At 40.4% G+C, this 12538-nt stretch carries 8 protein-coding genes and 1 pseudogene; all 9 read left to right on the forward strand.

Going from position 1 to position 12538, the window contains the following annotated elements; translation table 11 throughout:
* Positions 1-16: 16 nt before the first annotated feature.
* The 9 genes and pseudogenes from RCG17_RS15145 (at position 17) to RCG17_RS15185 (ending at position 12319) form a co-directional block, all read left to right on the forward strand.
* Positions 17-334 (forward strand): YerC/YecD family TrpR-related protein, encoded by a 318-nt coding sequence (locus RCG17_RS15145; protein WP_308170997.1) that lies wholly within the window; start codon positions 17-19, stop codon positions 332-334.
* A 139-nt stretch (positions 335-473) separates the two neighbouring features.
* The gene (locus tag RCG17_RS15150; RefSeq protein ID WP_308170998.1) at positions 474-1172 is read left to right on the forward strand and encodes a heptaprenylglyceryl phosphate synthase; all 699 of its coding nucleotides are present in this window, start codon (positions 474-476) and stop codon (positions 1170-1172) included.
* 69 nt (positions 1173-1241) lie between these two features.
* On the forward strand, positions 1242-3485 hold the full coding sequence (pcrA, locus tag RCG17_RS15155) for a DNA helicase PcrA (protein ID WP_308170999.1): 2244 nt from the start codon (positions 1242-1244) through the stop codon (positions 3483-3485).
* Positions 3486-3505: 20 nt separating this feature from the next.
* Positions 3506-5512: an NAD-dependent DNA ligase LigA gene (ligA, locus tag RCG17_RS15160; protein WP_308171000.1), complete on the forward strand. Its 2007-nt coding sequence runs from the start codon at positions 3506-3508 to the stop codon at positions 5510-5512.
* A 14-nt stretch (positions 5513-5526) separates the two neighbouring features.
* A complete protein-coding gene (locus RCG17_RS15165) occupies positions 5527-6645 on the forward strand; it encodes a CamS family sex pheromone protein (protein WP_308171001.1) in 1119 nt (372 codons plus the stop codon).
* A 229-nt stretch (positions 6646-6874) separates the two neighbouring features.
* Positions 6875-9307, forward strand: a complete 2433-nt coding sequence (nirB, locus tag RCG17_RS15170; protein ID WP_308171002.1) for a nitrite reductase large subunit NirB — start codon at positions 6875-6877, stop codon at positions 9305-9307.
* On the forward strand, positions 9304-9624 hold the full coding sequence (gene nirD / locus RCG17_RS15175) for a nitrite reductase small subunit NirD (RefSeq protein ID WP_308171003.1): 321 nt from the start codon (positions 9304-9306) through the stop codon (positions 9622-9624). The genes nirB and nirD overlap by 4 nt, the downstream gene beginning before the upstream one ends.
* A 713-nt stretch (positions 9625-10337) precedes the next feature.
* Positions 10338-11686: pseudogene (cobA, locus tag RCG17_RS15180) on the forward strand (uroporphyrinogen-III C-methyltransferase).
* A gap of 9 nt (positions 11687-11695) precedes the next feature.
* Complete coding sequence (locus RCG17_RS15185) at positions 11696-12319, forward strand: NAD(P)-binding protein (protein WP_308171004.1); 624 nt, start codon at positions 11696-11698, stop codon at positions 12317-12319.
* Positions 12320-12538: the final 219 nt, after the last annotated feature.

The raw sequence follows: 12538 nt of genomic DNA on the forward strand, positions 1-12538 counted from the left end.
AAAAGGGGCATAATGGATGCAAATAGATAAATTACGAGGAAAAGAACTTGATCAATTGTTTAAAGCCGTTCTTTCTTTAAAGGATTTAGAGGAATGTTATCGTTTTTTTGATGATTTATGCACAATTAATGAAATCCAATCGTTAGCACAACGACTTGAAGTAGCAAGAATGTTGCGCGAAGGAAACACCTATCATAAAATTGAAACAGAGACAGGGGCAAGTACAGCCACAATTTCACGTGTGAAACGGTGTTTAAATTATGGAAATGATGCTTATGAATTAGCCCTTGAACGGATTAAAGAGAAAAAAGAAACCCCAATAGACGAATCCTAAAAAGCCGAAGTGAAAACAAACTTCGGTTTTTTCTTTTACTGGATATCATTTCTATCATTACAACTACTGTTTTCTTTTTGAATCGTTTCAGCTAATGCTATAATGTTGTAATGGAATAGTGAATTGGAGGATTTAAAGGATGTATAACTTTCGAGAATGGCGCCACGTGTTTAAACTTGACCCTAATAAAGAACTTTCTGATCAGGATCTGGAAAAAATCTGCGAATCAGGAACTGATGCAGTCATTGTTGGTGGAACAGATAACGTCACCCTCGAAAATGTCCTGGACTTAATGGCAAGAATCCGGCGTTATACCGTTCCATGCGTACTTGAGGTTTCAAGTGCCGAGACCGTAACACCAGGTTTTGATCTATACTTTATTCCCACCATTTTAAACACTAGTGATGCTAAATGGATTACCGGACTGCACCATCAGGCAGTAACAGAATTTGGTGAAATTATGAATTGGGAAGAAATCGTCATCGAAGGCTATTGCATCTTAAATGAAGAATGCAAGGCAGCAAAGCTTACAAGTGCCAATACAAATTTGGGTGTTGAGGAAGTTAAAGCCTATGCCATGATGGCAGAAAAAATGTTCCATCTGCCGATCTTTTATCTTGAATATAGCGGTATGTATGGTGATGTAAACCTGGTTGCTGAGGTGAAGAAAATCCTCGGAGAAAATACCATTCTATTTTATGGCGGCGGTATTTCCAGCTCTGAGCAGGCGCATGAAATGTCCGAGTTTGCTGATGTTACAGTTGTAGGAAATGCGGTTTATGAAAATCTGAATGCAGCCATAGGTACAGTTAAAGCAGTAAAATCTGTGCTTTCTTAGCCATTGTTAATTTTTCGAAAATAAGTTAAACTTTAGAGAACAAATGTTTGTATAAAGGGTGAAATATAAATGCAATATTTGACGGATAAGCTCCTAAATGGCTTAAATCCTGAACAGCAAAATGCAGTTAAAGCTACTGACGGCCCGTTATTAATCATGGCTGGCGCCGGAAGTGGAAAAACAAGAGTATTAACCCACAGAATTGGTTATTTAATTGTTGAAAAAGGGGTTAATCCATATAACATCTTGGCGCTTACATTTACGAACAAAGCAGCCCGCGAAATGCGCGAACGGATCGGAAAAATGATGGGCGGTACAGCTGATGAAATATGGATCTCCACATTCCACTCCATGTGCGTTCGAATACTAAGGCGCGATATCGACAGACTTGGATTTAACCGTAACTTTACAATCCTTGATACCACCGATCAGCAATCTGTCGTTAAAGGAATTCTCAAGGATAAAAATATTGATCCGAAAAAATTTGACCCGCGTGCCATTTTAGGTTCGATTAGCTCCGCAAAAAATGAAATGATTGATCCTGAAGAATACGCAAAGCTTGCGGGCGGTTATTTTGATCAGGTGGTAAGTGATGTTTACACGGAATATCAAAAGCGCCTCCGGAAAAATCAGGCACTGGATTTTGATGATTTGATTATGACGACGATTCAATTATTTAAACGGGTCCCTGATGTTCTTGAATATTATCAACGTAAATTTCAATATATTCATGTCGATGAGTATCAAGATACAAACAAGGCACAATATTTGCTTGTAAAGCAATTAGCGAACCGCTTTAAAAATCTTTGTGTGGTCGGTGACTCTGATCAGTCGATTTACAGATGGCGGGGAGCGGATATTGCCAATATTCTTTCCTTTGAAAAAGATTATCCCAATGCAAAAGTGATACTGCTGGAGCAAAATTATCGCTCGACAAAACGGATTCTTTTAGCAGCCAATAAAGTGATTGAAAACAATGCTAATCGAAAAGCTAAAAATCTTTGGACGGAAAACCCCGAAGGCAACAAGCTGGTTTATTACAGAGCTGATAGCGAACAGGGTGAAGCCCAATTTGTTGCAGGTAAAATCAAAGAATTAACAAGGGACAAGTACAAGTATTCCGACATTGCCGTTCTTTACCGTACCAACGCCCAATCCCGTGTAATGGAGGAAGTACTTCTAAAATCAAATATTGAATACTCCATTGTTGGCGGAACTAAGTTCTATGACAGAAAAGAAATCAAGGATATGTTGTCTTATTTACGATTAGTCTCCAATCCGGATGATGATATTAGTTTGCGGCGTGTTATTAATGTTCCAAAAAGGGGAATTGGTTCAACATCCGTTGATAAAATCGCTAATTTTGCAGCAATGCATGATCTATCCCTCTATCAGGCTCTTGAATCGATAGAATTAGTTGGCTTAAGCCCAAAAACAACTAAAGCAGCTATTGAGTTTCGTGATTTAATCGGCAATTATACCCGTATGCAGGAGTTTCTTTCCGTTACAGAGCTGGTTGAGGAAGTTTTGGAAAAGTCAGGTTACCGTGAAATGCTAAAGGCTGAAAAATCACTTGAAGCCCAAAGCCGCCTTGAAAACCTTGACGAATTATTATCTGTTACAAAAAGCTTTGAAGAGTCAAGTGAAGATAAAACCTTGGTTGCTTTTTTAACAGATTTAGCTCTTGTAGCTGATATTGATTCGATGGATGACGATGGTGAAAAAAGTGATGCGGTTGTTCTCATGACGCTGCATTCAGCTAAGGGTTTAGAGTTTCCTGTTGTTTTTCTTATTGGTTTGGAAGAAGGAGTATTCCCGCATAGCCGTTCCTTAATGGAAGAAGCGGAAATGGAAGAGGAACGTCGTCTTGCCTATGTTGGGATCACAAGGGCAGAACAAACCCTGTTTCTTACGAATGCCCAAATGCGAACATTGTTCGGTAGGACCAACATGAACCCTGCATCCCGATTTATTAAGGAAATTCCTGTGGATCTTATAGAAGGTGTTGAACCTGTCTCAAAAGCTGGCTCGCCGTTTGGCTTAAAAGGGAAGGCATTTGGTGCTTCTGGTGCTTCGTTGGGGTCAACAGTGGCAAGGAAGTCTGTCATGCTTCCTGTTAGGTCAGCCTCATCGACAGGTGGGGATGAACTTTCCTGGAAGGTAGGCGACAAAGCAGCACATGGCAAGTGGGGGACTGGAACCGTTGTAAGTGTTAGAGGTGAGGGTGAATCTACTGAACTTGATATTGCTTTCCCAAGTCCAACAGGTATTAAACGTTTGCTGGCCAAATTTGCGCCAATTAAAAAAGCTTAATGTATGAAAGGGTTGGATATATGGACCTTAATGCAGCACAACAAAAAGTTAACGAACTGCGGGATTTATTAAATCAATATGGTCATGAATATTATGTTTTAGATAAACCAACAGTTCCAGATGCAGAGTATGACCGTTTGATGAGAGAATTAATGGATCTCGAAGAAAAGTTTCCTGAACTAAAATCAGCGGATTCGCCGACAGTACGCATTGGTGGCACTGTTTTAGATATGTTCGAAAAAGTCGTTCACGAGATTCCTTTGCTTAGTTTAGGAAATGCCTTTAATGAACAGGACTTGCGGGATTTTGACCGTCGCATCCGCCAAGTTGTTGGTGAAGATTATTCCTATGTATGTGAATTAAAGATTGATGGCTTGGCAGTATCATTGCGCTATGAGAATGGATTATTTGTCCAAGGTTCCACTCGCGGGGATGGTACGATTGGGGAAGATATTACTTCAAATCTTAGGACGATCAAATCACTCCCGCTCCGTCTTCGCGAAAATGTTTCAATTGAAGTGCGCGGTGAGGCCTTTATGCCAAAGCGTTCTTTTGAAGCATTGAATAAGGTGAAAGAGGAACGGGGAGAAGAACCGTTTGCCAATCCAAGGAATGCGGCAGCAGGTTCCCTCCGTCAGCTGGATCCTAAAATTGCCGCAACACGCAATCTTGATGTCTTTTTATATGGAATTGGAGATGTTGGGGAAAGCGGAGTCGTATCACACAGTGAGGGGCTTGATTACCTCGATCACTTGGGATTTAAAACAAATAAAGAGCGAAGAAAGTGTGCCAACGTCGATGCTGTGATTGAATTTGTGAATAGCTGGGTGGAACGGCGTCCGAACCTTCCATATGAAATTGATGGTATTGTGATTAAGGTGGATTCTCTGGCACAGCAAAGTGACTTAGGGACCACTGCTAAAAGTCCGCGTTGGGCGATTGCATTCAAATTTCCGGCTGAAGAAGTTGTGACGACGCTTTTAGCGATTGAATTAAACGTAGGAAGAACGGGTGTAGTAACACCTACTGCTGTATTAGCACCTGTAAAGGTTGCCGGATCGACGGTTCAGCGGGCTTCTTTACATAATGAGGATTTAATCCGTGAAAAGGACATCAAAATTGGCGACAAGGTTGTTGTTAAAAAAGCTGGGGATATCATTCCAGAGGTCGTAAACGTGATTGCGGAACAACGAACAGGCGAAGAAGTTGATTTCCAGATGCCGACGCATTGTCCTGAATGTGAGAGTGAGCTTGTTCGGCTTGAGGGTGAAGTGGCCTTACGATGCATCAATCCGAAATGTCCTGCGCAAATACGCGAAGGCTTGATCCATTTTGTTTCACGAGATGCGATGAACATTGAGGGCTTGGGTGAAAAAGTAATCAGTCAGTTATTTTCTGAAAAGCTTATTAAAGATGTCGCTGATATTTATAAGCTGACAAGTGAGCAGTTGCTCGGACTTGAAAGAATGGGAGAGAAATCTGTCTCCAACCTCATTACTGCGATCGAAGCTTCGAAATCCAACTCGCTTGAAAAATTGTTATTTGGGCTTGGAATTCGCCATGTAGGAGCCAAAGCTGCCAAAACGCTAGCGCAGGTCTTTGGAACAATGGACAAGTTAGCCGAAGCCACCGAGGATGAGCTCAAATCTATTAATGAAATCGGCGATAAGATGGCTGATTCGATTGCTGCTTTTTTTACAAAAGAGGAAGCACAAGAGCTGCTTAAAGAGCTGGTGATAGCCGGAGTAAATATGGAATATAAAGGTCCGATGCCGATTTCAGTGGAGCAATCCGACAGCTTCTTTGCTGGCAAAACAGTTGTTTTAACCGGGAAACTTGAGCGTCTCACTCGAGGCGAAGCTAAGGATAGAATTGAAAGCTTGGGTGGCAATGTTGCAGGGAGTGTCAGCAAGAAAACAGATCTGGTCATTGCTGGAGAAGATGCTGGTTCAAAACTAACAAAGGCAGAGCAGCTTGGCATTGAAGTTTGGGATGAGGATAAACTGTTGGAAGAATTAGAAAAATAAGAGGTGTTAACGGCGTGAGAAAACTCTCATTACTCGCCTTTTCTCTGATCTTTTTGCTAAGTGCGTGCAGTGCACCAAATTTTCAAAAGCAAAATGATGTGGTTCAAACGAATAAAAAGTCAAGTGGAAAATCCATTATTCCGAAGTATAAAATTTCAGGGGATTACTACCAGACTATTCTGCCGTTTGTGCCAGGAGAAACACGAGGTATGGTCGTAAGTAATTTGAATACAAGATATGATATCGATGAATTTGAAACTGGATTAATGCGAGTAGCACAAAATAAATTTAATCCAAGTAAATATTTTTTCCGTGAAGGCCAGGAAATTAAAAGGGCCGATGCCCAAGCTTGGCTTGGCAGAAAAACGGACCAAAACAGTAATGGACTAAATCCGACTGATACTGCAGGAGATAATTCAACACCAATGTATTTGTCGCAAATCCTGGAGCATGACTATATGGTCAAAGATAGCAATAATACAGTAAAACTTGGCGGGGTCGTTATTGGTCTCGCACTAAATTCAACCTATTATTATCAAACGGTCCAGTATGGTCCTACCTATGAAAAAGCCATTTCAGATCAAGACCTAACGGCACAAGGAAAACAAATGGCACAAACAATCTTGACCAGATTAAGAGATATGAAGGATCTTAAAGATGTTCCGATCACTTTTGCTTTATTTAAAGCACAAAGCAAGTCATCTGTCGTCCCGGGAAACTTTTTCTCTTATAATGAAGTTGATAACAGCAGTTCAAGCCTAGGAAGCTGGAGCAGTATTAATGAGAAATATTCTTTATTTCCATCAACTGAAGCTCAAAACGATCATCGTGATGACTTAACGGCTTTCTTGAACTTCAAGCAAGATGTGGAACAATATTTCCCTAATTTCAATGGAGTTATTGGGAAGGCGTTTTATGTAGATGACCAGCTTCAAAATCTTGATATTAATATTCCGATTCAGTTCTATGGAAAAACTGAAGCCATTGGATTCACCCAATATGTAACAGGATTGGTGATGGAGCATTTTCCAAAATATATCACTGTCACAGTAAATGTAAGTTCCGTAGATGGTCCAGAAGCCTTGATTGAGCGTAAAGCAAATCAAAGTGAACCATATGTTCATATCTATTAGTTTATCCTTCGCGCAAGTACCAAAAAATGGTACCTGCGCTTTTTTATTGTTCATCTTTTCTTGTAAATTTAGATAGTGACAAAAATGTGAAAGATTTCACATAAATAAGCAAAATGTGACGTACTTCACAAATTTTTAGTGCTACTTGAGTTTACAATATTAGCATAGAGAAAACGTCAATCAGCCATATTTTAATATAAATCATTAATCACAAGAGGAGAGGTCAACGATGCATAAGAAAAAGCTAGTCATGATCGGGAATGGAATGGCCGGGGTAAGAACAATTGAAGAAATTATCAAGATTGCACCTGAAAAATTTGAAATTACGATTTTCGGAAAAGAGCCATACCCAAACTATAATCGGATAAAGTTATCCAACATCCTCCAAGGGGATACAAGTTTTGATGAAATTATCATTAACTCATTAGAATGGTATGAAGAAAACCAAATTCAATTATATACAGGCGAAACTGTTGAAAAAATTGATGTACAAGCTAAGCAGGTCGTGACTGCAAACGGACTTGTTGCAGCGTACGACGAACTGATTATCGCAACAGGTTCAGAGTCGTTTATTTTACCAATCCCAGGTGCGGATCAAGAGGGTGTAACCGGTTTTCGTGATATAAATGATTGTGAAATGATGATCAATCAAGCTCGCAATTTTAAAAAAGCAGTCGTCATTGGCGGCGGACTGCTTGGACTTGAAGCGGCTAGAGGCTTGCTGAACTTAGGCATGGAGGTTGAGGTAGTCCATTTAATGGCGGATTTAATGGAGCGCCAGCTGGATCCTGTTGCATCATCCATGTTGAAAAAGGAACTCGAGCAACAGGGTATGAAATTCTTAATGGAAAAAGCAACCGTTGAAATTCTAGGTGATGATCGGGTTACAGGCCTCCGCTTTAAAGATGGAACAGAAACCAAAGCCGATTTAGTTGTCATGGCGATTGGAATAAAACCAAATACTCAAATGGCTAAAAACAGCGGCATTTGTGTTAACCGAGGAATTATGGTTAACGATTTTATGGAAACAACCAGTGAAAATGTTTATGCGGTTGGTGAATGTGCTGAACACCGTGAGATTGTCTACGGTCTTGTTGCACCGCTTTATGAGCAAGGAAAAGTGCTGGCAAGCAAAATCTGCGGCAAAGAAACAAATCCATATGAAGGCTCTATTACTGGTACGCAATTAAAGGTTGCTGGAGTAGACCTGTTCTCAGCAGGAGAAATTTTTGAAGATAACACAACAAAAGCGATTAAAATTCATAATGATTTTGATGGAGTTTATAAAAAAATCCTTATCAGGGATAACAATATCGTCGGTGTTGTTCTTTATGGTGATACAAAAGACAGCACCAAGTTATTCCGGATGCTGACCAAAAAAGAAGACATTAGCGGCATGACAAGTACTTCGATTCTACAAGCGCAAGATGGCGCCGGTGACAGTAATGATGTGGCGTCAATGCCGAATGATGAATTAATTTGCGGCTGCAACGGCGTTACAAAAGGTGCGATTGTGGAAGCCATTAACTCCCAGGGATTAACTACCCTTGATCAAGTGAGTCAATGCACTAATGCCGGCCGTTCATGCGGCCGCTGCAAACCAATGGTGAGTCAAATTTTAGCTCATACCCTTGGTGATAAATTTGATGCATCAGCTCAAAAGACAAGCCTTTGCGGCTGCACTACTTTAAGCCGCGATGAAGTAGTTGCGGAAATTAAGGAAAAAGGCTTAACAACAATTAAAGAAGTCATGAATGTACTTGAATGGAAAAATGAAGAAGGTTGTACAAAATGCCGCCCTGCTCTTAACTATTTACTTGGCATGATCTATATGGATGAATACAAGGATGACCGTGATTCCCGTCTCGTCAATGAAAAAATGCACGCTAACATTCAAAAAGACGGAACATATACCGTTATCCCAAGAATGTATGGCGGTGTCACAACGGCTCAGGATTTGAAAACAATCGGTGAAGTAGCTGAAAAATACAATGTACCACTGGTAAAGTTAACCGGCGGTCAGCGAATTGGTTTATTCGGTGTTAAAAAAGAAGATTTACCTGACATCTGGGCTGATCTTGATATGCCATCAGGATATGCCTACGGTAAAACACTGAGAACGGTGAAAACTTGCGTTGGTGCAAAATTCTGCCGCTACGGAACGCAGGATTCAATGGCATTAGGCATTGAACTTGAGAAGAAGTTTGAACGTCTGGATACACCACATAAAGTAAAAATGGGCGTATCTGCCTGCCCAAGAAACTGTTCTGAGGCAGGAATTAAAGACTTAGGTTTTGTAGGAATTGATGGAGGCTGGGAGATTTACGTCGGCGGAAACGGCGGAGTTGATCTTCGTCCTGGTGATCATCTGATGACGGTAAAAACTCAGGATGAGGTTATGGAAATCGCTGGTGCTTACCTCCAATATTATCGGGAAACAGCCAACTATTTAGAAAGAACTTCAAAATGGCTTGAACGAGTAGGACTCAGCCACGTTCAGGAAGTTCTGGCAAACGAAGAAACAAGAAAAGCGTTAAATGAGCGTATGGACAAAACTTTAAGTAAATATATTGAACCTTGGAATGAAGCCATCCAAAGTGAGGAAATTCAACATAAATATTATGCCAAGCATGAGATTTTAGTAGGGAGTGAATCTAAATGAATCAAACTATTACACGTGTAGCTGTGGCTCGTTATTCTGAACTACCTTTAAAAGCTGGATATGCAGTGAAAACCGAAGATACTAAATTAGCTTTATTTAAACTAACCGATGGCTCAGTGCGGGCGATCGAAAACCGCAGCCCCAACCCAAGGGGAGGGGTCTTATCAGATGGTATGGTTAGCGGTGAATATATCTTTGATGCTATTTATGATTGGAAAATTTCTTTAATAGACGGTAAGGTTCAAGCACCTGATGAAGGACAAGTAAGGATTTATCCCGTTGAGATCGAGGAAGATATCGTATATCTACTGAAGTAGCCTTTATGTGACCGAACGAGCGTGAAAAGGAAAGCAAAGGTAACAGAGAGAGCGTCTATGTGACCCAACGAGCGTGAAAGGAAAAGCAAGGGTAACATAGGGAGGTTCAATGTGACCGAAAGAGCGCAAAAAGAAAGTTAAAAGTAACATAGAGGTTCAATGTGACCGATCGGGCGTAAAAAGGACGGTTAAGGTCACATAGAGGTTCAATGTGACCAAACGAGTGTAAAAAGGAAGGCAAAGGTAACAGAGAGAGCGTCTATGTGACCAAACGAGCGTGAAAAGGAAAGCAAGGGTAACATAGAGAGCATCTATGTTACCTAATGAACTAGAAAAATGATAATAGGGTAACAAAGAGAAAAAAATCTAGAGGAGGGGGCAGCTATATAAAGGCCTCCCTCTTTTTAATAATATAAAAGTGGTATTTTTTAAGCAATGAGGTTATAATTTAATTCACAGTAAACAGATTGGATATGTATGTGTTTATCAAATCTGAGTATTCATTTTAAAAAATTACTATTTAAACAGTAAATCATGCATAATAAAAATAACGATGTGGAGTACTTAGCGCAAGCACCCAAAGGAAGCTTGCCTTTTTTATAGCTTAGAAAGGGGCTTAACATGAACAAGGGGAAGGTTATTTTAGTAGGTGCAGGGCCGGGGACATTGGACTGATTACAGTAAAAGGTTTGGAAGCGATCCAACAAGCAGAAGTGATTCTTTATGATCGGCTTGCGAATCCAAAATTATTGGATTTTGCACCTAGTGATTGTGAGTTAATCTACGGCGGCAAGCTACCTGACCGCCATTTTCTAAGACAGGAACATATCAATGAATTGCTAGTGGCAAAGGCACTCGAAGGAAAACGGGTTGTTCGACTTAAAGGAGGAGACCCGGTGTTTTTGGCAGAGTGGGAGAAGAAGCCGAGTCCCTTGCTGAAGCTGGAATTCCGTTTGAGATGGTTCCAGGTATTTCATCGGGTATTGCTGCCCCGCTTTATGCCGGGATCCCTGTTACGCACCGGGCACATGCTGAATCGTTTGCTGTCGTTACTGCACATGATAAATCACAGGACGGTAAGCCGCTCCTTAATTGGGAAGGACTTGCAAAGGGTGTGGATACCATTGCTTTTTACATGGGTGTTGGAAATTTGCCGTTTATTTGTGAAAACTTAATTAAGTTTGGCAAATCGGCCCATACGCCTGTTATTTTAATTCAATGGGGTACCTTTGGCCGCCAAAAAACATTGGAAGGAACATTAGCAGACATTGTTGTGAAGGTCCAGGAAGCTAAATTCAGCAATCCATCGATTATCCTTGTCGGGCCAGTTATTTCCTTACGCGAAAAAATTAGTTGGTTTGAGAAAAAGCCATTATATGGCCGCCAAATTTTACTTGCTCGTACAGGTGAAAGTAAAAGTGAATTGGCAAAGGAATTGATGAATCTCGGTGCAGATGTGATTGAATTCCCAAAATGGAAAAAGACTAAGTTACCAGTGGAGCAAAAAATCTTAGCCAAATTACCAACTTATGAAAAAATCCTATTTACTGCACCTGAACATGTCAGTGAATTTTTTATCACTCTCATTGAAAACGGAATTGATATTCGCAAAATCAAAGCTGATCTTTTTGGGGGCTCTGTCAAAACCATTAAGGCTTTGAATGAACGGGGGCTTACAGCCAGTCTTGCTGAGGAAATAGCGGAAACTGAAAATCTGCTTCTAGTTGGGGATGAGCGGTTAGATTCTAGAGCAGTTGATATTATGGTAACAAGCAAAAAAGAACTTGACCCGCAATTTTTCCCGATTTTTAAAAGAATGCTTGGGGAAGCCGATATTAATACAGTAGTTTTTCCTTGTAAAGCAGCAGTTGCACCCTTTGTGGCGGGAGTCAATGAATGCGGTCTAAACCCATATGAACTTTTAAAAGACACTGCCATCATCAGCATGGGACAGCAAACATGGAACAAATTAGAAGAAATGGATTTTGCACCGAAGGGAATGCCTTCTAAAGCGACAAGGGAAGTATTAATTGAGTATTTAATACAAATGAACAACCTCTGAGGTGATTTCATGGAATCTTATTACCCTATCATGCTGAAACTTGCTGGAAAAAAGGTTGTCGTGGTTGGCGGTGGAAGGGTAGCGGAAAGAAAAATTTCTGGTTTAATCGCTACAAAAGCCAATATTACGGTTATTGCTCCGGAGATCAGTTTGGAGCTCCAATTGTTTGTAAAGACTGGGAAAATTGAATGGCTGGCCAAGATTTTTTCGGATGAAGACATCGAAGGGGCCTTTCTGGTTTTCGCAGCAACAAATGACAGAGAACTTAATCAAAAGATTAAAGATGCTACGGAAGCAAACTCTCTAATCACAATTGCTGATGATCCTGAGGAATCTGATTTTCACGTTCCTGCAAAAGTTCAGCGCGGCAGGCTGACAGTTGCAGTTTCTACTGGAGGGGCAAGCCCTACCTTAGCTCGAAAAATACGTAGTCAGCTTGAACAAGAATTTGATGAACGGTATGAGGACTATTTGAATTTCCTTTTAGCAGCAAGACAGCAGATCCTGCAAGAAGTGAAGGATCCCTCACTAAAAAGCAAGCTGTTAAACCAAATTGTTACCCCGCAATTTTTAAATAGTAAAAATAGACTAGCAGATTTTCAAGCGTTATATAAGGAATTGATCCATCACTGAACAAATGCAGGTCCCTAAGAACGGGGACCTGCATTTTTTATATTTAAAACCTAGTTAATTTTTACCAAAAATAACTTTTAAATAAAAAATTCAGAAAAAACAGTTCCATTTTTAGAATCTGTGTTATATAATACAAAACATGAGGTGTTACTGTATTATAACAAAGGGGTGGTTTTATTAGACTAGCGAAGGTTTTAAGCTCTACGCCCATTATATTTA

The sequence above is a fragment of the Neobacillus sp. PS3-12 genome (genome assembly GCF_030915385.1).
Taxonomy (GTDB): domain Bacteria; phylum Bacillota; class Bacilli; order Bacillales; family Cytobacillaceae; genus JAEVLT01.

Excerpts from the sequence above, each read along its gene's own strand:
- RCG17_RS15185 (WP_308171004.1), top strand. The coding sequence starts at position 11,696 with ATGGAATCTTATTACCCTATCATGCTGAAACTTGCTGGAAAAAAGGTT.
- RCG17_RS15145 (WP_308170997.1), top strand. The coding sequence starts at position 17 with ATGCAAATAGATAAATTACGAGGAAAAGAACTTGATCAATTGTTTAAA.
- nirD (WP_308171003.1), top strand. The coding sequence starts at position 9,304 with ATGAATCAAACTATTACACGTGTAGCTGTGGCTCGTTATTCTGAACTA.
- ligA (WP_308171000.1), top strand. The coding sequence starts at position 3,506 with ATGGACCTTAATGCAGCACAACAAAAAGTTAACGAACTGCGGGATTTA.
- pcrA (WP_308170999.1), top strand. The coding sequence starts at position 1,242 with ATGCAATATTTGACGGATAAGCTCCTAAATGGCTTAAATCCTGAACAG.
- RCG17_RS15150 (WP_308170998.1), top strand. The coding sequence starts at position 474 with ATGTATAACTTTCGAGAATGGCGCCACGTGTTTAAACTTGACCCTAAT.
- nirB (WP_308171002.1), top strand. The coding sequence starts at position 6,875 with ATGCATAAGAAAAAGCTAGTCATGATCGGGAATGGAATGGCCGGGGTA.